The sequence below is a fragment of the Pectobacterium versatile genome (assembly GCF_003932035.1).
GTDB classification, from domain to species: domain Bacteria; phylum Pseudomonadota; class Gammaproteobacteria; order Enterobacterales; family Enterobacteriaceae; genus Pectobacterium; species Pectobacterium versatile.
In genome coordinates, this window is the sequence record NZ_CP034276.1 from 4,768,250 (window position 1) to 4,791,854 (window position 23,605).

Here is a 23,605-nt window from a genome sequence, read left to right on the forward strand (position 1 = left end):
TGGAAGATGACGGGAAAGTGACAGAGGGGGGAGGAAAAGTTCTAAATTTTAATTGGGTAGAGTAGCATCAGGGGCTGCACTGGCGAGGGATCAAAAGCGAATTTAAGGTAGAAATTGCGCACGTTCTCATCCAGAGCGTGAACGACTAATGCCCTCACACCCACTTGCAAAGCAATATTCTCAGTCCGAAATATCGCGTCTTTTAATAAAGCCACACCCAAACCTTTACCAGAATACGCCTGATCAATGGCAAGCCGCCCAAGGACAATGACTGGTAGTGATTCAGGTGCATTGCGCCTATATGCACCTGGTGCCGTATTTCTCTGAACGCTACCTGTTGATAAACAATAATATCCAATCACCTGATGGGTGCCTTCAGCGCAAATAACATATACGCGGGAAATCCCTGCACTATGATTTTTTAGCGCTTTCTTTTTTAGCCATTCATTCAAACTCGGTTCTTGGCTGCAAAATTCCGCAAGATTATGGCCGGCGGATAATGGCCCTGGTGCAGTTATTCCCATGGAGATTTGCGGCTCATCAGCTCGTTAATGCGAGCCTGACGCTCTGCGGTGATAGGTGCATCCAACTCGGCCAAAAATTCGTCAAACTGTTCGTTGTCCAGAATAAACAAACGTTGATCCAACAAGATGTCCTGCGCCTCGCGGCAGGCGGCTTCAAGCATAAAATCGGTACGTGATTTTGACACAAGGTTTGCAGCCATATCGATCAAGTCCCGCTGGGAGGCTTTGGCCCGAATATTGATTGGCGCTTCTTTAGTTTCAGGTTTCATCATCATGCCTGTGTAGTGAATCTCTATACGACTATACATGACGTGTACAAAAATGCTACACACCGGAACATCACCCATACATTCAAACACACTGAATGCTCAGATCAGGGCTATTTTCGTATGACATCAACGATAACGGTTTTAGGATCGTTGATGATTCCTATATGTATCGTTTTATCTGAATCCGTAGACTTCCAATACTCACCCGTCGTGTCTGTGTAGCTCAGCGTAAAACCAAGCGACGCTAGATAGCTGCGTATGTTTGTCGCATCATTGGTATTTTGAAACGTAATATTGCTGACTTCCAACGCAGGGCCATCAACCGTTGCATAGCCAAAATCATAGAGAGAAGAAATGCGCGGGCTATTTTTAATGATATCGTCCGTAAGCATTTCATACCGTCGGGTGTCCAGCTCCGAATAGCGAGAACTTCCTTCCATCAGAATGACTAATGCAGGCCAATAATAGATAAGCGGCAAGGCAATTAGGATCGATATGACGAGTGGTATAATTATCTTTTTTTTCATGTTATTTAAAGAAATTTGTTGTGAGTTCAGTGCCATCGTAGGATGCAATACCTACATTTCCTGACGCAAAGTCGTTATAAGGTTGTATTGTTTGCATAAAAGAGGGGAGAAACCCTAACCGAGGTTGAGCATCGGGCATGAGCTCAGGGTTCGGAAATAAAATAGGTCGGAATCCTATATTTTTAAAATTTCCGATAGGGCCATAGAAATCCCATCGTTTTAATGCTTCTTCTTTACTCACTGGCCGTAATAAATAAAAAGGGTTAGGAGTAGAAACCACTCGGTAAAAACCCAATAAATCTGAAACAAGATCTTCCCCACTAAATCCACTATCTGTAACTAAATTGAATGGAAAAGAGGCCTGCGTAGATTCAAACCGTTTCGCTACGGTGAGCATCATAGCAAGAGCAATGCGATGTCTTTCTTGAAGAGACCTTCCTTTTTTTATCCGCCATTTAATAAACCGGTTGATAGTGACACTTCTTCTGAGCCCAATCATGCCTTGTTTATAGGTCACATCGTAGTATGGCATTCCGTCTTCAGTATTCTCTCCGACATACATTTGTTGAATAATATCCTTAATGTCGTCCCCTTTCGCATGGCCTAAATCAATCCACCCTAGCACCTCGGTATAAATCAAGCCATATGTCACACCAGAGGCTTGTCGGCCATCAATAATTTCACTACGCACGCTCATTATTTACATTCCTTTGTTTTTCATGAGTTTATTTAATTAATGACATCACGATAATACGTTTATTTCCACATTCGACTCAAGGCGATAGTTAGGCCGTCCCAATTTGGTTATCCCCCTCACCCCGCCACCAGCACCTCAGCCCACATTTTACCTAGCGCTTCTTTGGCAGCGGCAGGCAGGCCGTCGTCGGTGATGATGCTGTCGAATACGCTGAGCGGCGTGGCTAGGTGGGTGGCGATGCGGCCGTATTTTGAGGTGTCACACAGCAGTACGCGTTTTCTGCTGGCTGAACATCACGGCGTTTTTTGGGCGAAAACAAACATGGCATGCGCGTATGACAGAAAAATAACTGGAAAATGACGGGGAAATAACAAAGAGAGGGAGAGGTAAAAGCACCGATTAAACATACTATTTCGTGCCACTACGATTGCGAACATTGCAGAAAACCCGTAATTTAGACTATAGTTATTATTACTAGTCATGTTTAAGGATGAACCGTGGCGGTATACACGACAAAGCTCTTCGATAAAAAACTAAAAAGCGAAATACTTTCAGATTGTTACCTTTGTGAGATTGCTCATGAGGTAATGAATGGTCGCTTTGAGGGTGACCTTGGCGGTGGTGTGATTAAGAAACGAATCGCATTGAATGCCGGAAAGAGTGCAGGAGCCAGAACTATCATCTTTTTCAAACTGGGCTCTAATCTATTTTTTGCCGATGGATGGAAAAAAAATCAGGTCAGGAAAGGCGTTAAAGAAATTCAGGATGATGAGCTGGCTGTTTATAAAGACATTGCTGGTGACCTACTTCAACTCACCGTTCAACAAATAGCTCAATTGGTAAAAGTGAAAGAACTACGAGAGGTGGAATGCGATGGCTGCAAAGATGAAAGAGCTGCAGGAAATGGCGAAAAGCCTGCATGAACACGGGGGTATCACTGATACCACAATGGAACGCATCAATAATCGGGTTGCAGCACGGGAATTCCGTGAACGCATCGAGCAAGCTCACGCAATGAGCGGTGCAGAAATTCAGAACATGCGCTCCCGTTATAAAATGTCGCAATCTTCTTTAGCTTACGCTCTCAATATGTCCGTTGAGAGCGTCTCAAAATGGGAACGGAATGAGAAGAAACCCTCAGGGGCTGCGCTACGTCTTCTCAATATAATCAACGAGAAAGGTCTGGATATTTTTGCCAGTTAGGCAAACAGACATAAACAACCCCCTCACCCCGCCACCAGAACCTCAACCCCCATTTTACCTAGCGCTTCTTGGGCAGCGGCGGGCAGGCCGTCGTCGGTGATGATGCTGTCGAATACATTGAGCGGCGTGGCGAGGTGGGTGGCGATGCGGCCGTATTTTGAGGTATCGCACAGCAGGACGCGTTTTCTGCTGGCCTCCACCGCCGCGCGTTTCACCACGACTTTGTCTTCATTCGGCGTGGACAACCCGCGCAGGCTCCATGACGATGCGGAGATAAAGGCGATGTCGATAAACAGGTTGCGCAGCGCCTGCGCCACCGCTTCGCCGATGCAGGATCGGTTTTCCCGACACAGCGTGCCGCCGGTGTGGATCATGCGACACTGGCTGGACTCAATCAGAAAGGCCGCGATCACAAAGTCGTTAGTGACAATCAGCAGATCGTCGCGCTCGGCCAGTTCACGCGCCAGCGATAGCGTCGTGGTGCCTGCATCCAGATAAATGCAGCTATTGAACGGGATATGCTGCGCCGCCAGCTTGCCAATCGCCTCTTTCTGCTGGCTGAACATCACCGATTTATCCTGATGCGACGGCTCAATCGCCAGCCGTTCAGGCGAGCGCACGCCGCCGGAAACGCTCAGCAGCAGGCCGTCCTGCTCCAGCTTTTGCACATCACGCCGTACCGTCATATGCGACACGCCCAGCCGTTCGGTCAGTTCGTTAATGCTTACCGCGCCGCGTTCGGCGATCAGCGCCAGAATCTGTTGATGACGTTCTACTGGAATCACGCTGTCCGTTCCCTGTTTGATTGTGCTGGTCTGATGAATATGGAGGCTGATAAATATTGTGAGAAACACCCCGTTTGATGACGATAATTATCATAAATTCACGTTATAAACCACGCCAGACATAACAACCTTTCTCATCACTCAATGCCAAAACAGAATTAATCTGCTGATATATAAAGATAATAATGAAAACCATCTTCCCAGCGGGGTTCAGCTACACTGAATCATCACGATCTCAATGTTAATTTATGTGATAAAAATCACCACAATTTGTTCTGATAGTCCTTATATTTAACACCAGAGAACAAAAAATCACTAATTTTAACAAGGCAACCACGATGAAAAAGACTTCTGATTATGCTGTCGCCGTTATCGGTCTGGGTTCCATGGGCTTTGGCGCTGCGGCGTCCTGCATCAACGCTGGCCTGACGACATACGGTGTCGATATCAATCCGCAGGCGCTGGAACGCTTACGTCAGGCGGGTGCGGCGCAGGCCGACACGCGTATTGATGCCTTCGCTGACAAGCTGGATGCCGTCGTGCTGCTGGTGGTGAATGCCGCACAGGTGAATGGGATTCTGTTCGGTGAGCCGCAGGTCGCAGCGAAGCTCAAGCCCGGCACCGTGGTCATGGTGTCCTCCACGATCTCCGCGCAGGATGCCAAAAATATCGAGCAGCGTCTGGCTGAGCATCAGCTCATCATGCTGGATGCACCGGTATCTGGCGGTGCGGTGAAAGCCGCCGCGGGCGATATGACGGTAATGGCATCCGGCTCCGATCTGGCTTTTGAGAAACTGAAGCCGGTGCTCGACGCCGTCGCGGGCAAGGTCTATCGCATCGGTGAAGAGATCGGGCTGGGTGCGACCGTTAAAATTATCCACCAGCTGTTGGCAGGCGTACACATCGCCGCCGGTGCAGAGGCGATGGCGCTGGCTGCGCGTGCCGATATCCCATTGGATATCATGTATGACGTGGTGACCAACGCCGCCGGGAACTCCTGGATGTTCGAAAACCGCATGCGCCATGTGGTGGACGGCGACTACACGCCAAAATCTGCCGTTGATATCTTCGTCAAAGATCTGGGGCTGGTCACCGACACCGCTAAATCGCTCCATTTTCCGCTGCCGCTGGCTTCCACCGCGTTCAATATGTTTACCGCCGCCAGCAACGCCGGATTCGGTAAAGAAGACGACAGCGCGGTCATCAAGATTTTTAACGGCATTACGCTGCCGGAAAAGAAGGAGGCGCCATGATCAAGCTGGGTGTGATTGCCGACGATTTTACCGGTGCCACGGATATCGCCAGCTTTCTGGTGAATAACGGGCTGCCGACCGTGCAGCTCAACGGCGTACCGCCGTCCGATTTTAAGGTTGAGACGCAGGCCGTCGTCATTAGCCTGAAGTCGCGATCCTGCCCGGCGGAGCAGGCGGTAGCGGATTCCCTCAAGGCGCTGGCGTGGCTGCAACAGCAGGGCTGCCAGCAGTTCTACTTTAAATATTGTTCCACCTTCGACAGCACCGCGAAAGGCAACATCGGTCCGGTGACCGATGCACTGTTGGAGCAGCTTGGCGAAACGCAAACCATCATTTCTCCGGCGCTGCCGGTGAACGGCAGAACCGTCTATCAGGGCCACCTGTTCGTGATGGATCAACTGCTGTCCGAATCTGGAATGCGTCACCACCCCGTAACGCCAATGACGGATAGCAACCTGATGCGCGTCATGGAGCAGCAAGCTGCCGGGCGCTGCGGTTTGGTGCCGTATACCGTGATGGATCAGGGGGCAGAGGCAGTCAAACAGCGTCTGGCGCAGTTGAAAGAACAGGGCGTGCGCTATGTGGTGCTGGATACGCTGAACGAACAGCACCTGCTGACGCAGGGCGAGGCACTGCGCGACATGAAGCTGGTCACCGGTGGCTCCGGCCTGGCGATTGGGCTGGCGCGTCAGTGGGCAGAACCCGCGACACAAATCGGTTCCGCAACCGAGGCAGGCAAGCCGCAGTCCGGCGCAGGCGTTGTGCTGTCCGGTTCCTGTTCGGTGATGACCAACAAGCAGGTCGCCCACTATCTGAAACAGGCGGCGGGTCGCGCGATTGACGTCGCGCGCTGCTTAGAAAGCAATGACGCTCAGCAAACCTACGTTCAGGAACTGGCCGACTGGGTGAAGGCACACCGTGACGACACACTCGCGCCGCTGCTGTACGCCACCTCATCATCCGACGAACTGGCGCAAATTCAGCAGCGCTGGGGCGCGGAAGCCAGCAGTCAGGCGGTGGAGAAATTGTTTGCCGCCGTTGCCCGCCAGCTTCAGCAAGACGGTTTCCAGCGCTTCATTATCGCGGGCGGTGAAACCTCCAGCATCGTGGTACAGACGCTGGGCATCCGCGCGTTCCATATCGGGCCGTCAATTTCTCCCGGCGTGCCGTGGGTGCGCTCCACCAATCATCCACTCTCTCTGGCGTTGAAATCCGGCAATTTTGGTGATGAAGACTTTTTTGCCCGCGCCCAAAAGGAGTTTGCCGCATGAGTGAACAACACCACAGCACCGAAGCAGTGCTGAACAGCGAGCAACGCGCACGCGCGGAAATGGTCAAGCTGGGCGCGTCATTTTTCCAGCGCGGCTACGCCACCGGTTCGGCAGGCAACCTCTCACTGTTATTGGATGACGGCACGCTGCTGGCAACGCCGACCGGCTCCTGCCTCGGCGAACTGGATGCCGAGCGGCTGTCCAAAGTCAGCATGAGCGGCGAGTGGATCTCCGGGGATAAACCGTCGAAAGAAGTCAGTTTTCACCTGTCGATTTACCGTAACGATCCCGAATGCAAAGCGATCGTTCACCTGCACAGCACCTATTTGACGGCGCTCTCCTGTCTGGAAGGGTTGGATACGCAGGATGCCATCAAGCCGTTCACGCCCTATGTGGTGATGCGCGTCGGTAAAGTGCCCGTCGTCCCTTATTACCGCCCCGGCGATGCGCGACTCGGTGAAGATCTGGCGAAGCTGGCCTCGCGCTATAAAGCGTTCTTGTTGGCTAATCACGGTCCCGTCGTCACCGGTAAGGATCTACGGGCGGCGGCGGACAACATGGAAGAGTTAGAAGAAACCGCCAAGCTGATTTTTATTCTCGGTGATCGAAAAATTCGCTACCTCACCGCTGACGAAATTACCGAGCTCTCTTGATGAGTGACTTTTTACTGAGCTATGGAGTTAACCATGCCTAAGTTTGCTGCCAATCTTTCTATGCTGTTTACTGATGTGCCGTTTCTCGATCGTTTTAAAGCCGCTGCCGATGCGGGGTTCACCTCGGTCGAGTACTTGTTTCCTTATGAATATCCGGCACCGCTGCTGGCGGAAAAGCTGCGGGAAAATGGTCTTAAGCAGGTGTTGTTCAATACCGCGCCCGGCAATATTGCGGCGGGCGAATGGGGCGTCTCTGCCCTGCCCGACCGTATTGAAGATGCACGCCGGGATATCGATAACGCCCTGGAATATGCGCTGGCACTCAATTGCCCTTCGGTGCTGGTGATGGGGGGCGTCGTGCCGCCCGGTGAAGACCGTGCTGCCTATCAGCAAACCTTCATCGATAACCTGCGCTACGCCGCCGATAAGTTTGCACCGCACGGCATCAACATCATGATTGAGGCGCTGAGCGCGAAGGTGAAGCCGAATTACCTGTTCGCTAGTCAATATCAGGCGCTGGAATTAGCCAATCTGATCGACAGGCCGAACGTTTATATCCAGCTGGATTTCTTCCACGCACAAATTGTCGATGGCAACCTGACGCAAATTATTCACGATTTGGCTGGCCGCATCGGACATATTCAAATTGCTTCGGTTCCTGCACGACATGAACCTGATGAAGGGGAAATTAATTATCCGTTCATCTTTGCCGAATTGGACCGCGTGAATTATTCCGGCTGGGTTGGCTGTGAATATAACCCACGCGGCAAAACCGAAGACGGGTTGGGATGGGCTAAATCCTATCTGAAGAAATAAGTTATCGCGGAAAATATTGCTGTTCCCATAAAAGAATAAACACCAGAGACATATTTATAAAATATCGAGAAAAGGTCAGGTTCCCGCATTATTCCGATGCGGGAATCAGGTCACCCTTTTCTTCAAATAAAACAATAACCCACTACCTTTTCAGCCTCTGAATTGAAAAGACGGGATCAATGAGGATAAGAACATGGCCACCTCGCTCTTACTCTGCATCGCTATCGCCGGGGTATTACTCCTGCTGCTGATGGTCATTAAATTTAAAATTCAGCCCTTTGTTGCCCTGCTGGTCGTCAGCCTATTGGTTGCATTAGCAACCGGAATACCCACAGAAGAAATAATGAAAGTGATGTCCAGTGGAATGGGCGGGGTACTCGGTTCGATCACCATGATCATTGGGCTAGGTGCCATGCTGGGCAGAATGATCGAAGTTTCTGGTGGCGCTGAGTCTTTGGCAAAGAAATTCACGCAAACACTGGGAGAAAAACGCGTCATTGCCGCATTGACCATGGCGGCATTTATTCTCGGCATTCCGGTATTTTTTGATGTCGGCTTTATTATTCTGGCACCTATTATTTATGGTTTCGCAAAAGTCGCCAAGGTCTCTCCACTTAAATTCGGTCTGCCCGTCGCGGGAGTGATGTTGACGGTTCACGTCGCCCTGCCCCCTCATCCTGGACCGGTTGCGGCAGCCAGTTTGTTAAAAGCCGATGTGGGCTGGTTAACTATATTAGGGCTGGCGATCTCTATTCCTGTCGGCATCATCGGTTTCTGGGTTGCAAAATATATTAACCGTCGGCAGTACGCGCTATCTGTTGATGTGCTGGAGCAACTGCAATTAGCAAAAACTGAAGAAAAAAATGAGGTGACGCCACATAAGAATGCGCCTTCCGCCAGTCTGGTTACGGCGCTGATTGTCATCCCTATCGCCATTATTATGCTCGGCACCGTGGCGGCGACGCTGTTCCCAGCAGGCCACCCGCTGCGTAATATCACCACGTTGGTCGGTTCCCCTGCGGTTGCGCTACTGATTGCCCTGGCACTCGCCTTTTACTTTATCGCCATGCGTAGAGGCTGGTCGCTTGAAAAGACCGGCAACATTATGGGCGATGCCATGCCTGCCGCGGCGGTCGTCATCATGGTGACAGGTGCGGGCGGCGTATTCGGTAAAGTGCTGGTGGAATCCGGTGTCGGTAAGGCGCTGGCGGATACGCTGACCAGCATTCACCTGCCGCTGGTGCCTGCCGCGTTTCTTCTGTCACTGGCGCTGCGTGCCTCGCAAGGTTCCGCTACCGTTGCCATTCTCACCACCTGCGGCCTGCTGAGCGAAGCCGTCAGCGGCCTGAACCAGATGCAACTGGTGCTGGTGACGCTCTCTGCCTGCTTTGGCGGGCTGGGTCTGTCGCACGTCAATGACTCCGGTTTCTGGATTGTCACCAAATATCTGGGGCTGTCCGTCGCCGACGGCCTGCGCACCTGGACGGTGTTGACGACTATCCTCGGGCTGGCAGGGTTCCTCTTCACATGGGCATTGTGGCTGGTGCTGTAATAGCGCTGGTGCTGTAAAGTGTGAAATTTCACAATGGGGAGGCTGCAGCTTCCCCGTTGGTATCAACTGAATAATGCATGTACATACCTCCTTTATGCTGAAAAATGCGCCCTTTTTACTCCCGTATTCCGCATCTACCCGTTTTTATTCTGCCTTTATAATATCGCTTGGGTAAGAAACAACGCGTTCTCCTGCCCGCTCTCGCAAATTGGCATACCGCAGTATGCAATCAGAAGCGCACCCCATTCCTGACCTGTCGTAAAGGATGACCAATCTGTAAGGTAAAGCCTGCATCAATCAATGAAAAATAATAAAGGAACATTATGAATTTTCTATCAAAAATGAAACTTAGTGCCATGCTGGGCACGGGTTTCGCCTCTGTCATCATTATCGGTCTGATGGTTGCCATTCTGGGGCGCGTCCATCTCGCCAATCTGGGTAAAGATATTGAATCACTCTCTGAAAAAAACCTGACCAACCTGCTCCTCATTCAGGACACCAAGAGTGGCTTTGAGGTTGTCGCCCGTGTTGTCCGTAATATCGGGCTGTCACAAGACAGCGCGCGTATCCAGGAAGAAAAACGCATTTTAGATCAGCAAATTACCCGTAATAGTGAAGCGCTGGAAAAAGTCTATAAACAGCTTGCCGAACCGGAGGCGCGTGCCTTGCTGGAACAGCTTACGCAGGCTCGGCCGGTTTATCTGAAAGCGGTGAATAACGCTATTGCATTAAGCCTCTCCGGGGTGCCGGAAGAAAAAGTGCAGGCCGCGTTAGTTATGGTCAATGAATTACCCCCCGCACAAGCGTCAGTTTTTGCTGCTCTGGACGGGCTGACGGCGTTGCAGAAAAAACAAACGATGGAAACGACGACCAACGCCATGCATAAAGCCAGAGACGATGGCAATACGCTGCTGCTGTTCGCTGCGTTCGCAGTCTTCGTCGGGATTTTTATCTCCATCTTGATTACCCGCACGATAAAAAACCTGCTGGGCGGTGAGGTGGCTTACGCGGCACACATCGCCCAAGAGGTTGCGCAGGGAAATCTAGCCGTCAGCGTCGATCTGCGCCCCGGCGACAACCACAGCGTGCTGGCTGCCATGAACGGTATGCGCAAAAGCCTGAGTGGGATTGTTGAACAGGTGCGTGAGAGCAGCGAATCTATCGCAACCGGTGCCAGCGAGATTGCCGCAGGCAGTACCGACCTCAGCCAGCGCACGGAAGAGCAGGCGGCGAATCTGCAACAAACCGCAGCGTCAATGGAAGAAATAAGCCAGACCGTGCGCCAAAATACCGAGACGGTACGTAATGCCACGCAGTTGGCGCAGGCCACCAGCGATACCGCAGCCAAAGGAGGTAAAGCCGTTGGCAATATCGTTGTCACCATGAAAGAGATTACCGACAGCTCGCGTAAAATTGGCGATATCATTAGCGTCATTGACGGCATCGCCTTCCAGACCAACATCCTGGCGCTCAACGCCGCGGTGGAAGCCGCACGGGCTGGCGAACAAGGCCGTGGTTTTGCGGTGGTTGCGGGTGAAGTGCGTTCTCTGGCACAACGCTCCGCTTCTGCGGCAAAAGAAATCAAAGAGCTGATCGGCCACAGCGTCGAGAAGGTGGAAGCCGGTTCCGCCATGGTAGACAGCGCTGGCGCGACGATTGAAGAGCTGGTACGTCAGGCACACAATGTTGCGGGTCTGCTTAACGAAATTGGCGTCACTACGCAGGAGCAAGAATCCGGCGTCTCGCAGATTCATGATGCCGTGAACCAACTTGACCAGGTCACGCAGCAGAATGCCGCACTCGTTGAGCAATCCGCTTCTGCCGCCGATAGCCTGAGCGATCAGGCTGCCCGTCTGGTCGAACTGATGAAAGTGTTCATCGTTGAAGGCGGATCGTCACAGCGTATTACACCGCCGTTGAAACGGCCTGACAGCGCCAAACTCTCTCTCGCTAATCCTAAAAGCAGCATGGGAAGCGATAGCCAAAACTGGGAACAGTTCTAATTCTATACTCTAAATAATTCGAGTTTCAGGCAGGCGGCAAGAGAACGAGTCCCGATGAGCTTACTCAAGTAAGTGATTCGGGTGACAAATCTGCCGGGAGCAGATTTGAACGCTGCTTGCAGCGGCCCCAACGGGGCGAGGCTCATGGATGAGCCGAGTAACGAACGCTGCCAACGCACATGCAACTTGAAGTATGACGAGTATACACGGGGGATGGATCGCGCATCCCCCACTTTGACGTTCACATTCCTTCTCCGCCAGCAGTATCCATTCCCTGCGTTTCCTGTTTTTTCCTCATCCGCATGCGGCAATATCGACAATTAAAATCAATGTTTTCCCAGCTTATGCCGATATCCTAGAGTGGACTGCTTGGTTATTCATCAGAAGGATTTAGAAACCGCAGCCGTACATCACTCCCGTCGTGCAAAAGAAAATCCGCTTAATAACAATAAATAATGTCAATAAGTCATGAGGATAACATGCAGAATAAAAGAAAAATGAAACTGGGTACTCAGGTCGGTTCGGGTTTTGCCATTGTTATTGTTATCGGCCTATTAGTGGCCATTTTCGGCAGAATGCATCTGGTTGGTCTCGGTAATACCACTGACAGACTGGCCAAACACCACCTTGCCAATCTCATCGTGCTACAAGAGTTAAAAGATAATCTTAACGTCACGATCAAAGCCACGTTGCGTATGCTTATCGCGACCGAGCAAAAGGTTCTGGAAGATAACCAAAAACTGATTGAAACCACGAGCGCCAAAAACACGAAGCTCGTCGCGCAGTTGGAAGAAAATTTACAGGCAACCGAGGTCCGCAATATTCTGGGGGAACTTCAGCAAAATCGTACTGAGTTTGCCACGGTAGGCCGTCAGGCCGTCGCACTGTCACTCAGCAATAGGCAGGCTGAATCTATCGAGTTAGTTAAAACCCAGCTTGAACCCATACAAACTCGGCTTTTTAACAACCTGAACGCCATGATTCAGTTGCAGAAAGACTACACCACGCAAACGGCAACCAACGCCATTGAAGAGTCCTACTATGATGGTAATTCACTGCTGGTTCTGGCCGTCATCGCCTCCTTGTTCGGTGCAGGCATCGCCTGGCTAATTACCCGCCACATCAAGAAGCAACTGGGGGGTGAACCCGCCTATGCCACACAGGTCACACAGGAAATAGCGCAAGGTAATCTCGCGGTACCGGTCGATCTGGCGTCGAATGACAATACCAGCTTGCTGTTTGCGATGAATAACATGCGCAAAAGCTTAAGTAGCATTGTTGAGCAAGTACGTGAGAGCAGCGAATCTATCGCAACCGGCGCCAGCCAGATTGCCGCTGGCAGCACTGACCTCAGCCAGCGCACGGAAGAGCAGGCGGCTAATCTGCAACAAACCGCCGCCTCCACGGAAGAAATGAGCCAAACCGTGCGTCAGAATGCCGATACGGTGCGCAATGCTGCTCAACTGGCGCAAGCTGCCAGCGATACCGCCGCTAAAGGCGGTGAAGCCGTCGGAAACATCGTTATCACCATGAAAGAAATTACCGACAGCTCGCACAAAATTGGCGACATCATTAGCGTCATTGATGGCATCGCTTTCCAGACCAACATTCTGGCGCTTAACGCCGCAGTGGAAGCCGCACGCGCAGGTGAGCAAGGCCGTGGCTTTGCCGTGGTGGCAGGCGAGGTTCGCTCGCTGGCACAGCGTTCTGCAACGGCGGCCAAAGAGATTAAAGAGCTGATCGGCCACAGCGTCGAGAAAGTCGAGGTAGGTTCCAGACTGGTCAGCGATGCGGGAACGACAATCGAAGAACTGGTGCGTCAGGCGCGCAATGTTGCCGATCTGATTAACGAAATTGGCGTCACCACGCAGGAACAAGAATCCGGCGTCTCGCAGATCCATGATGCTGTTAATCAGCTTGATAAGGTGACGCAGCAGAATGCCGCGCTTGTTGAACAATCCGCTTCCGCTGCCGATAGCCTGAGCGATCAAGCGGCCCATCTGGTCGAGCTGATGAAAACCTTCGCCGTTGAGGGCGGGTCGTCACAGCGCATGGCGACACCGTTGAAAAGACCTACCAGCGCCACGCTCGCTCTCTCCAGACCGAAAAGCAGCGCGGGAAGCGATAAGCAAAACTGGGAAACCTTTTAACAGCCAATCAAAAGAAACCCAAAACCGCTGATCGCTCAGCGGTTTTTTTATCCCTTTATGACCTGAACCCCTCACATTGCCACCCAGCCCCTTTCCGCTACCCATCGAAGAAACGCGCGAAATTTTTTCAATAGGGGAAAACAATGAGTAAGGAGAAAAAACAGCAATGCGTTTTATATTAAGCGCGATGGAATAAAATCAATAAAAAACGAGGAATGGCAATTTTCGATGATAAAAACATCAAATATATGAGGGTAAAGACATCATGTCGTTCGAAAAAAAAGAATGAATGAAAAATAAGTATCTTTTAGCGTTGAATAAATAAACAAAAAATCATAACTACAGCGTTTATACCCTAAATAATTCGAGTTTCAGGAAGGCGGCAAGCGAGGGAGTCCCAATGAACTTACTCAAGTAAGTGATTCGGGCGAGTAAACGCAGCCAACGCACATGCAACTCGAAGTATGACGGATATATTAACATGATTGTCAATTTAGCATTACAGCATGACTCCAGTTTATTTTTTCTCTAATCCATAGAGATATTGCGGCTTTTACCGCCACCTTTTATACTCCTGCGCCACCATTTACCCTTATTTGTCTATGTTCCATCGCACCAGACACGACGACCACTTACCGGAGAGCGTGACAGGAAAAAGTAAACTTAGGATAAGTTTATTAGCCAAGGGAAACGGGCAACAATTACAGAAAAGGATAGACCTGTCATTCCTCAAGCCGCATGTCTATTCATCTTTATGCGACTCGAATCTTTAGGTATCAACGTGATGGCACTTGCAAGATAAATACATTTTCGCAACGCCTATTTCACATTAAAAGCACGCCGGCACCAACCATATTCGTTCTCAACATATAATAAGGGACACAATGAATCTCATAAAAAATAGTAGCCTGGGTAAAATGCTAGGGACTGGCTTTACCTTGGTCATCGCTATCGGATTTCTGGTGGCGGTATTTGGCCGTATCCAGTTAGACAAGCTCGGAGAAAACATCCAGCTGTTGTCGCAGGTTCGCATCACCAACCTCCTGATGATGCAGGAATTTAAAGACAACATAAACACCAACGCGATTGCCATCAGAAACCTGACGATGCTGGAAGACAGCCAGCAAATACAGGGAGAGAAAGCACGTATTGAGGAGATGACCTCCCGTAATAACGCATTACTCTCAAAAATACACGATGCTGCCGTCGAGCAACGTGCTCAGGAACTGGTTGCGGTACTGGAGCGCGTCCGGCCGGCCTATAGCAGTAGCTATAAAGACGCCATCGCATTGGTAACGGCGAACAAGAACAGCGAGGCTCAACATCTGTTATTAACAGACCTGCGTGTCAAGCAGGATGCCGTCTTCCAGGCCCTGAATAACATGGTGAACTGGCAAGAGAAGCTCACGGTTGAAATCGCCGAGCAGTCTTTAAAGAACGCCACTAGCGCAGGTACGCTGATGGTCATTATCGCCCTGCTTTCTGTCGTGCTGGGAGCAATGATCTCATGGTGGATTACCCGAGCCATTAAACGTCAGCTCGGGGGAGAACCAGCCTACACGCTGGAAGTCACGCGTCAGGTTGCACAGGGGAATCTGGCCGTTGCGATTGAACTGCGCGATGGCGATACCACCAGCGTATTGGCCGCGATGGAAGATATGCGTCAAAACCTGAGCGACCTCGTCGGCCAGGTGCACCAGAGCAGCGAATCTATCGCTACGGGCGCGACGCAGATTGCGATGGGCAATACCGATCTGAGCCAACGCACAGAAGAGCAGGCCGCGAATCTTCAGGAAACCGCCGCCTCAATGGAACAAATGAATACCACGGTGAAGCAGAACGCTGCGACCGTACGCACCGCCACAGAACTGGCCCACTCCGCCAGCACCACGGCGCAAAAAGGCGGCGATGCAGTCAATAACGTTGTGCGTACGATGGAAGATATCACCGCCAGCTCACGTAAGATCGGCGATATTATCGGCGTCATCGACAGCATTGCTTTCCAGACCAACATCCTGGCGCTCAATGCTGCCGTTGAAGCGGCCAGAGCCGGTGAACAGGGCCGTGGCTTCGCCGTGGTCGCGGGTGAAGTGCGCTCTCTGGCACAACGTTCTGCTTCCGCCGCGCGTGAAATCAAAGATCTGATTAGCGTAAGCGTGTCTAACGTGGAAATGGGTGAGAAGCTGGTTAACGACGCGGGCATCACCATCAAAGACATTGTCGAAAAATCCCAGCAGGTTGCCAACCTGCTCAATGAGATCGGCCTGACCACGCACGAACAGGAACAGGGCGTTTCTCAGGTCAATGATGCGGTGAATCAGCTCGATCAGGTGACCCAACAGAACGCCGCGCTGGTTGAAGAATCAGCCTCCGCCGCCGACAGCCTGAGTGAGCAAGCCAGAACGCTGCTGGAATTAATGGGTGTGTTCAAAATCAGCGGTGTTCAAACGTCAGCACCACGCCTGACGTCACAGGCGAAGCAGCCGACGGCACCGAGACTGGCTCTGGCTGGCAAATCAGGCAGCACAAGCCGCGATAACTGGGAAACGTTTTAACAAACGTAGCCGAGCGATAGATTCCTCGGCCACTTAGCGCACAAAATAAAGCCGCTGACGCTTCAGCGGCTTTATTATTGCTCAGGGATAACAGGAATAAATAATACGGTTAAAAAATCTGCGCCAATTAATAAATATCACAATTAAAAATGAATATTTACAAAATAAATATCAATAAGAAAAAGATCTTACCCTTATTAGGTAGGCCATCATTGATTAATATTTATTATCTATCCTGATTGCGATAAGAAAAGAATATTAACCTCCTGACCGACGAATAAATCAGGGGGTTTTGTTACGTTTATTCTGCCATCAATTTGTCACATTCTTGTCTACACTTTATTTGTCATTCCTTTAGCCTGTAAATATTCCCAACAGGCATTCCCTACGTGCATGAAAGTGACGACCTATTCCTCCGCCAACGCAGCAGCTGGAGTATCAACGTCGCCAACACACCCGCATGAGAAAGTGCACTATGGGATAAATGGAATGATGAAAGCCATAAAACTCGCGGGGTGAAAATCGCATCTGTACCATCACCCCGAAAATAACGACACCTGCTGTGTCAAATTTCAATAATTAAAAAAGGTACATCATGAAGAATATAAGCTTGGGAAAAATGTTAGGAACGGGTTTTACGCTAATTATCGTCATTGGGTTTTTAGTCGCCATACTGGGTCGAACTCAGTTAGAAAAGCTCGGGGGAAACATTCAGATCCTGTCACAAGTCCGTATTACCAATCTTCTGCTCACGCAGGAATTTAGAGACAACGTTAACGACACCGCTCGCGCCATCAGAAATATTGCACTTCTAAACGATCAACAGCAGATGAAGACGGAAAAGGAGCGCATTGAGAAATCTATCGCACGTAATAACGAGTTGCTGGCACAAATACGTAACAACGCGGTGAGCAGCGAGACTAAAGCGCTGGTTGCCACACTGGAACAGGCTCTCCCCACCTATATCAGCAACATGAGAAAAGCCATTGATCTGGCGATGACCAGCCAGCACGACGCGTTTCGCAACTTTCTGCTGACGGAGGTACGCGCCGCACAGGCAAACGTATTCACCGCACTGGATAAAATGGCTGAGAGACAGAAATACCTCACGATAGAGATCGCCAACCAATCCGAGAAAGAAGCGTTCAATGCCGGTACCTTAATGCTGGTTCTCACGCTGTGTGCCTCCGTGCTGGGAGGAACGGTTGCCTGGTGGATCACCCGGAAAATTAAGCGTCAGCTTGGCGGAGAACCTGCCTATACACTGGAGATCACGCGTCAGGTCGCACAGGGGAATCTTGCCATCGCGATTGAACGGCGTGCCGGAGACACCACCAGCATTCTGGCCGCGATGGAAGAGATGCGCCAAAGCCTGAGCAATATCGTCGGGCAAGTTCATCAAAGCAGCGAGTCTATCGCCACGGGTGCCAGCCAGATTGCCATCGGCAATACCGATCTAAGTCAACGCACGGAAGAACAGGCCGCGAATCTACAAGAAACCGCCGCTTCCATGGAAGAGATGAATACCACGGTTAAACAGAACGCTGACACCGTGCGTAGCGCGGCACAGCTTGCCAACTCGGCCAGCGCGGCGGCCCGCAAAGGGGGTGATGTTGTTAACAACGTCGTACGGACAATGGAAGAGATCACCGCCAGCTCGCGTAAAATCGGCGATATTATCGGTGTGATTGACGGAATCGCTTTCCAGACCAACATTTTGGCACTCAACGCTGCCGTCGAAGCCGCCCGTGCCGGAGAACAGGGACGCGGGTTCGCAGTGGTGGCCGGAGAAGTACGCTCTCTGGCTCAACGTTCCGCCTCCGCGGCACGCGAGATCAAAGATCTGATTGGCATCAGCGTAGGAAAAGTGGAAGCAGGCGAGCGGTTAGTTAACGAAGCAGGCGTAACTATCGAAGAAGTCGTGGAGCAGTCACAGCGTGTCGCCAACCTTATCAATGAGATCGGCTTGACCACCCACGAGCAGGAACAGGGTGTTTCTCAGGTCAACGATGCGGTCAATCAGCTCGATCAGGTCACCCAGCAGAACGCCGCGCTGGTTGAAGAGTCCGCTTCCGCCGCGGATAGCCTGAGTCAACAAGCCAGACATCTGGTTGAGTTGATGAGCGTATTCAAAATCGAAGGCATCCAGCCACTGCGTGCCGCACCACCGGTGGCGACACTGTCCAGACCCAAACTGGCGCTGGCCGGTAATTCAAGTCACACAAACTGGGAAACCTTTTAAACACACGATCGATTAACGCGATGCTAAAAAAGAAAAACCGCTGAAATCTCAGCGGTTTTTTTGCATTCACAGGTTACCCGTTGTCGGCAATTACAGCGCCCGACGCAGGCGTGCCACCGCTTCATGCATTTGCTCATCCGTTGCGGTCGCAAAGGACAGACGCAGCGTTGAGTAATCGATATTGTCTGGGAAGAAGAACTCGCCCGGCACGAACACAACGCCCTGCTCCAGCGTCTTCTTCAGCCATTCCGTCGTGTTGAAATCGTCCTGACGGAACTTCGCCCACAGGAACATCCCGCCCTTCGGCTGGTTGAAGGTGATCACATCACCCAGTTCCTTCTCGACCAGCTGTGCCAGTAGTTCGCCTTTGTGCTTATAGGCGTGGCGAATTTTTTCGATCTGCGTATCCAGACGTCCCAGCCCCAGATAGCATTCCGCGACGGTCTGCGACAGCGCGCTGGCATGCAGGTCAGCGGCCTGTTTGATTATCGCAACTTTGTGCAACAGCCAATCCGGCAGAATCGCCCAGCCGAGACGCAGCCCCGGTGCCAGCACCTTCGAGAATGTAGAGGTATACAGCACGTATTCCGTGCTACCCAGTTGCTCCTGCGCCAGTTGGAACAGCGTCGGGTTGCGCTCTTCGGTGAAGCGTAACTCGCCATAGGGATCGTCTTCGATAATGACAAAACCGTAGCGCTCCGCCAGTTGAATCAATTTCAGGCGACGTTCATAGCTCAGCGTCACACCGCTCGGGTTACCGAAGTTCGGAACGATATAAACGCCTTTGATACGCTGTTTCTTCAACAGCTCTTCCAGCTCATCAACGACCATGCCGTCAGCATCGGACGACACCGACATCACCTGCGCCTGCGCCAGCTCCAGCGTTTGCAGCGCCGCCAGATAAGTCGGGCGTTCAACGACAAACACGTCGCTCGGATCGACCATCGCACGCATGATCAGGTCCAGCGCCTGCTGTGAACCGGCCGTCACGACAATATCGTCACCGCGCGTTTTTACGCCGCGTAGGGCACACAGTTCGGCAATGCGATCGCGCAACACGCCGCTGCCTTCGGTTAAACCATACTGGAATGCCGTTTTCGGCTGTTCGGTAATCGCTAACTGCGTGGCCTGACTTAGCCCTTCGAAATCAAATAATGCATCTGACGGAATCCCGCCAGCCAGCGAGATAATATTTTCCATCTTGCTGTGTTTCAGCAGTTCACGGATGGCAGAACTTTTTAACTGAGCGATGCGGTGCGCTAACAACCCTTCAATGGCCATCTCTTCTTAACCCTTCTACGAAACAGGCCGGTAAACCGGCCCGATAACGATTCCCCCTGTCATCCTTCAAGCTGCATGCGCGTTGGCGTTCCGCAGCTCAAACGATTTAGGGTAGATCTGCTCTAAAATTATCCGCCCAGATAGGCCGAACGTACCGCTTCATTAGCTAACAATGCCGCACCGGTATCTTCCAACACGACATGACCGTTTTCAAGTACATAACCCCGGTCTGCCAGTTTCAGCGCCTGATTGGCGTTTTGCTCTACCAGGAAGATGGTCATGCCCTCTTCGCGCAGTTGCTGGATCGTGTCGAAAATTTGCAGGATGATGATCGGTGCCAGACCCAGCGATGGCTCGTCCAGCAGCAGTAAACGCGGCTGGCTCATCAGCGCACGGCCAATCGCCAGCATCTGCTGTTCACCGCCTGACATCGTGCCAGAACGCTGGGCGCGTCGTTCATACAGACGCGGGAACAGATCGTAGACGCGCGCAATGCGCTCCTGATACTGATCGCGCTCGGCAAAGAACCCACCCATCGCCAGATTCTCTTCTACCGTCATGCGAGAAAAGACGCGACGCCCTTCCGGCACAATCGCGATAGCTTCACGCATAATCTGCGCGGTCTGCCAGTTCGTGATGTCCTTGCCGTCAAACGTGATGGTGCCTTCCGTCGCGCGCGGATCGCCGCACAGCGTACCCAGCAGTGTGGTTTTACCGGCACCGTTCGCGCCGATCAGCGTAACAATCTCGCCCTGATTAATATGCAGGCTTACCTGATGCAGCGCCTGAATTTTTCCGTAGTGGGTCGAAACCTGATGTAATGACAGCATAAACGTTATCCTTCACCCAGATATGCACGGATGACATCCGGGTTGTTACGAATTTCAGCTGGAGTGCCTTGTGCCAGCGGCGTTCCCTGATTGACGACATAAATCCGGTCGGAAATTCCCATCACCAGTTTCATATCATGTTCAATCAACAAGACGGATACCTGATGGCTATCGCGCAGTTCCGCAATCAGCTGATTTAACTCGTCAGTTTCTTTCGGGTTCAGACCGGCCGCAGGCTCATCCAGCATCAGCAGCTCAGGCCGCGTCACCATGCAGCGGGCGATTTCCAGACGGCGTTGCTGGCCGTAAGACAGATTCCCCGCCTGACGGTTCGCTAACTCCAGCAGGCCGATACGCTCCAGCCACACCGCGGCGCGCTCCTGCGCATCTGCTTCCGCACGACGAAAGCCCGGCGTTTTCAACAGCCCGGCAAATACGCCGCTTTTCAGGTGCTGATGCTGTGCCACCAGCAGGTTCTCGATCACCGTCATTTCACGGAACAGGCGAACGTGCTGGAATGTGCGCACCACGCCCATTCGGGCAATCGCCTGTCCGGGTAACCCTTCCAGATGACGATCGCGCAGCATGATAGTGCCACCGCTTGGGCGATAAAAACCGGTCAGGCAGTTAAAGACCGTGGTTTTCCCCGCCCCGTTCGGGCCGATCAGCGAGACGATTTCGCCAGCATGAATGTCCATTTCAACATTATTGACCGCCAGCAGGCCGCCAAAACGCATCATCAGACCTCTGACTGATAATAGTGGCTGCGTGCTCATGCTTGCTCTTCCTTCTTCGCGACTTTCAACTTCATCTCAGGACGCTTCATCGGCAGCAGGCCTTGCGGACGCCAAATCATCATCAGAACCATCAACGCACCCAGCAACAGCATGCTGTATTCATTCAGATCGCGCATCAGTTCGCGGGAGACGACCAGCAAGATTGCAGCAAGAATGACCGCAAACTGCGAGCCCATTCCACCCAGTACAACGATGGCCAGCACAAAAGCAGATTCAGCGAACGTGAACGATTCCGGGCTGACGAAACCCTGACGCGCGGCAAACAGCGTCCCAGCAAAACCGGCGAACGCGGCGCTGATGGTAAAGGCCGTCAGCTTGATGCGCGTTGGGCTCAGCCCCAGAGAACGACAGGCGATTTCATCATCGCGCAGCGCTTCCCAGGCACGTCCCAGCGGCATACGCAGCAGGCGGTTAATCACAAACAGGGTTAACACCACCAACAGCAGCGCGACCAGATACAGGAAGATGACGCGATCGCTGGGGTCATATTGCAGACCGAAGAAGTTGTGGAACGTATCCCAACCGCCATCGCGCGCGCTGCGGCCAAATTCCAGACCAAAGAAGGTCGGTTTAGGGATCTGGCTGATGCCGTTCGGACCACCGGTAATTTCAGTGTTGTTCAGCAACAGGATACGAACAATTTCACCGAACCCGAGCGTCACAATCGCCAGATAGTCACCGCGCAAACGCAGCACTGGGAACCCTAGCAGGAAGCCGGACAGCGCCGCTACCATTCCTGCCAGCGGCAGACTTTCCCAGAAGCCCAAGCCGTAATAGTGATTCAGCAGCGCATAGGTGTACGCGCCAATGGCGTAAAACCCGCCGTAGCCCAATACCAGCAGACCGGACAGGCCAACCACAACGTTCAAGCCCAGACCCAGCATCACGTAAATCAGCGTGAGCGTGGCGATATCCACCGAACCGCGCGATACCAGAAACGGCCAGGCGATAGCCGCGATAATCAACGCCGCAGCTAATATCTTCTGCCGTGGCGTACTGCCATCAAAGCTCGGCAGCACCAGTGACGGAGCGGAAAATTTCTTGATGCTTTGCTGGAAGAACGGGCGGATCAACTGGAAGAAGAACACCACGATGCAGCCCGCACCAATCCAATACCAGCGCACTTCATCGGCACCGCGCACCACCAATTTGGTGCCATCCAGCGCCAGTTGCATGCCCATTAAGAACGAGGCCAGCACCAGCAGCATGAACGCGGAAACCAACGCATTAAACAGGTTGAGCTGCTTCATACTTTCTCAACCTCCGGGCGACCCAGAATACCGGTTGGCATCACCAACAGCACCACAATCAGCAGCGCAAACGACACCGCATCTTTGTATTCCGTGCTCAGGTAAGCAGACGTCAGCGCTTCGGCTACGCCCAGAATCAGCCCACCGATCATTGCACCAGGGATGCTGCCGATTCCACCCAGTACCGCCGCCGTAAAGGCTTTCATCCCGGCCATAAAGCCGATATAGGGGTTGATGACGCCGTAGAATTGCCCCAGCAGCACGCCAGCAACGGCGGCCATGAGCGCACCAATGACGAAGGTCAGGGAGATCACGCGATCGGTGCTAATCCCTAACAGGCTAGCCATTTTCAGGTCTTCCGCACAGGCGCGGCAGGCGCGACCCATACGGGAATAGCGAATAAATAGCGTCAGGGCCAGCATAGCGAGGAACGTAACAATCCAGATGGTCAACTGCATGGTGCTAATCGTCGCGGCAAAGCCATTGCTTTCGCCTAGCACCCACTGGCCGGTCACCAGACTCGGCAGCGCAACATCACGCGAGCCCTGATTCAGGCTGACGTAGTTTTGCAGGAAAATTGACATCCCGATGGCAGAAATCAGCGCAATCAGACGCTTTGACGTTCGAACAGGTCGGTAAGCCACCCGTTCGATACTCCAGCCGTAGGCGCTGGAAATGACCACAGCGGCAATGAAAGCGGCACCAATCAGGAGCCAGCCAGCATCGATACCCATCATCATCAGGGCCGCAATCACAATAAAGGAGACGTAGCTACCGATCATATACACTTCGCCGTGTGCGAAGTTAATCATGCCGATAATGCCGTAAACCATGGTGTAGCCAATGGCGATCAGCGCATAGGTGCTGCCCAACGTCAGGCCGTTGAACATCTGCTGAAAAAAGTAAAGGAACTGCTCGGACATACCTTAAACCTTAAATGCTGCCCC

Annotated in this window: 21 protein-coding genes and 1 pseudogene; 11 read left to right on the forward strand and 11 right to left on the reverse strand. The window is 52.1% G+C overall.

Annotated features, from left to right (window positions below; all coding sequences use genetic code 11):
- Nucleotides 1–41: 41 nt before the first annotated feature.
- The 5 genes and pseudogenes from EIP93_RS21595 to EIP93_RS22970 form a co-directional block, all read right to left on the reverse strand.
- Nucleotides 42–524, reverse strand: a complete 483-nt coding sequence (locus EIP93_RS21595) for a GNAT family N-acetyltransferase (RefSeq protein WP_125233253.1) — start codon at nt 522–524, stop codon at nt 42–44.
- Nucleotides 515–793, reverse strand: a complete 279-nt coding sequence (locus EIP93_RS21600; protein ID WP_125233370.1) for a type II toxin-antitoxin system TacA family antitoxin — start codon at nt 791–793, stop codon at nt 515–517. The genes EIP93_RS21595 and EIP93_RS21600 overlap by 10 nt, the downstream gene beginning before the upstream one ends.
- A gap of 110 nt (nt 794–903) precedes the next feature.
- Nucleotides 904–1,320, reverse strand: coding sequence for a hypothetical protein (locus EIP93_RS21605; protein WP_125233371.1), 417 nt, complete (start codon nt 1,318–1,320; stop codon nt 904–906).
- A 1-nt stretch (nt 1,321) separates the two neighbouring features.
- Nucleotides 1,322–2,017 carry a hypothetical protein gene (locus EIP93_RS21610; RefSeq protein WP_125233254.1) on the reverse strand — a complete coding sequence of 232 codons (696 nt, stop codon included), beginning with the start codon at nt 2,015–2,017 and terminating at the stop codon, nt 1,322–1,324.
- A 116-nt stretch (nt 2,018–2,133) separates the two neighbouring features.
- A pseudogene (locus EIP93_RS22970) lies at nt 2,134–2,304 on the reverse strand (DeoR family transcriptional regulator); the annotation flags it as partial.
- 210 nt (nt 2,305–2,514) lie between these two features.
- Between EIP93_RS22970 and EIP93_RS21620 the strand changes: the two are divergent.
- Together EIP93_RS21620 and EIP93_RS21625 are read left to right on the forward strand one after the other, a co-directional pair.
- On the forward strand, nt 2,515–2,940 hold the full coding sequence (locus EIP93_RS21620; protein ID WP_125233255.1) for a type II toxin-antitoxin system RelE/ParE family toxin: 426 nt from the start codon (nt 2,515–2,517) through the stop codon (nt 2,938–2,940).
- Nucleotides 2,891–3,220, forward strand: coding sequence for a helix-turn-helix domain-containing protein (locus tag EIP93_RS21625; protein WP_010303241.1), 330 nt, complete (start codon nt 2,891–2,893; stop codon nt 3,218–3,220). The genes EIP93_RS21620 and EIP93_RS21625 overlap by 50 nt, the downstream gene beginning before the upstream one ends.
- A gap of 23 nt (nt 3,221–3,243) precedes the next feature.
- Here EIP93_RS21625 and ygbI read toward each other — a convergent pair whose 3' ends face one another.
- Entirely contained in the window at nt 3,244–4,005 is a 762-nt protein-coding gene (ygbI, locus tag EIP93_RS21630; protein ID WP_103862321.1) for a DNA-binding transcriptional repressor YgbI, read from the reverse strand.
- Nucleotides 4,006–4,343: 338 nt separating this feature from the next.
- On the opposite strand from ygbI, the gene ltnD reads away from it, so the two are divergent.
- From ltnD to EIP93_RS21680, 9 genes are all read left to right on the forward strand, one after another.
- Nucleotides 4,344–5,258, forward strand: coding sequence for an L-threonate dehydrogenase (gene ltnD / locus EIP93_RS21635; RefSeq protein ID WP_014917036.1), 915 nt, complete (start codon nt 4,344–4,346; stop codon nt 5,256–5,258).
- Nucleotides 5,255–6,529: a 3-oxo-tetronate kinase gene (otnK, locus tag EIP93_RS21640; protein ID WP_103862323.1), complete on the forward strand. Its 1,275-nt coding sequence runs from the start codon at nt 5,255–5,257 to the stop codon at nt 6,527–6,529. Before ltnD ends, otnK begins: the two co-directional genes overlap by 4 nt.
- Nucleotides 6,526–7,182: a 3-oxo-tetronate 4-phosphate decarboxylase gene (gene otnC, locus EIP93_RS21645; protein ID WP_103862324.1), complete on the forward strand. Its 657-nt coding sequence runs from the start codon at nt 6,526–6,528 to the stop codon at nt 7,180–7,182. The genes otnK and otnC overlap by 4 nt, the downstream gene beginning before the upstream one ends.
- Before the next feature lie 33 nt (nt 7,183–7,215).
- Nucleotides 7,216–7,998 carry a 2-oxo-tetronate isomerase gene (otnI, locus tag EIP93_RS21650; protein ID WP_103862325.1) on the forward strand — a complete coding sequence of 261 codons (783 nt, stop codon included), beginning with the start codon at nt 7,216–7,218 and terminating at the stop codon, nt 7,996–7,998.
- Between the two features lie 193 nt (nt 7,999–8,191).
- Nucleotides 8,192–9,550 (forward strand): GntP family transporter, encoded by a 1,359-nt coding sequence (locus EIP93_RS21655; RefSeq protein WP_040032727.1) that lies wholly within the window; start codon nt 8,192–8,194, stop codon nt 9,548–9,550.
- Between the two features lie 323 nt (nt 9,551–9,873).
- Complete coding sequence (locus tag EIP93_RS21660; RefSeq protein WP_125233256.1) at nt 9,874–11,553, forward strand: methyl-accepting chemotaxis protein; 1,680 nt, start codon at nt 9,874–9,876, stop codon at nt 11,551–11,553.
- Nucleotides 11,554–12,032: 479 nt separating this feature from the next.
- Entirely contained in the window at nt 12,033–13,703 is a 1,671-nt protein-coding gene (locus EIP93_RS21670; protein ID WP_103862328.1) for a methyl-accepting chemotaxis protein, read from the forward strand.
- 884 nt (nt 13,704–14,587) lie between these two features.
- A complete protein-coding gene (locus EIP93_RS21675) occupies nt 14,588–16,258 on the forward strand; it encodes a methyl-accepting chemotaxis protein (RefSeq protein WP_107333610.1) in 1,671 nt (556 codons plus the stop codon).
- Between the two features lie 595 nt (nt 16,259–16,853).
- Nucleotides 16,854–18,500 (forward strand): methyl-accepting chemotaxis protein, encoded by a 1,647-nt coding sequence (locus tag EIP93_RS21680; RefSeq protein ID WP_125233258.1) that lies wholly within the window; start codon nt 16,854–16,856, stop codon nt 18,498–18,500.
- Nucleotides 18,501–18,590: 90 nt separating this feature from the next.
- Here EIP93_RS21680 and EIP93_RS21685 read toward each other — a convergent pair whose 3' ends face one another.
- The 5 genes from EIP93_RS21685 to livH form a co-directional block, all read right to left on the reverse strand.
- Nucleotides 18,591–19,781 (reverse strand): aminotransferase-like domain-containing protein, encoded by a 1,191-nt coding sequence (locus EIP93_RS21685; RefSeq protein WP_103862331.1) that lies wholly within the window; start codon nt 19,779–19,781, stop codon nt 18,591–18,593.
- Nucleotides 19,782–19,909: 128 nt separating this feature from the next.
- On the reverse strand, nt 19,910–20,611 hold the full coding sequence (livF, locus tag EIP93_RS21690) for a high-affinity branched-chain amino acid ABC transporter ATP-binding protein LivF (RefSeq protein WP_039363470.1): 702 nt from the start codon (nt 20,609–20,611) through the stop codon (nt 19,910–19,912).
- A 5-nt stretch (nt 20,612–20,616) separates the two neighbouring features.
- Nucleotides 20,617–21,387: a high-affinity branched-chain amino acid ABC transporter ATP-binding protein LivG gene (livG, locus tag EIP93_RS21695; RefSeq protein WP_095700963.1), complete on the reverse strand. Its 771-nt coding sequence runs from the start codon at nt 21,385–21,387 to the stop codon at nt 20,617–20,619.
- Nucleotides 21,384–22,658 carry a high-affinity branched-chain amino acid ABC transporter permease LivM gene (locus EIP93_RS21700; protein WP_103862333.1) on the reverse strand — a complete coding sequence of 425 codons (1,275 nt, stop codon included), beginning with the start codon at nt 22,656–22,658 and terminating at the stop codon, nt 21,384–21,386. Before EIP93_RS21700 ends, livG begins: the two co-directional genes overlap by 4 nt.
- Nucleotides 22,655–23,581, reverse strand: a complete 927-nt coding sequence (gene livH / locus EIP93_RS21705) for a high-affinity branched-chain amino acid ABC transporter permease LivH (protein WP_039275912.1) — start codon at nt 23,579–23,581, stop codon at nt 22,655–22,657. The genes EIP93_RS21700 and livH overlap by 4 nt, the downstream gene beginning before the upstream one ends.
- Nucleotides 23,582–23,605 lie beyond the last annotated feature (24 nt).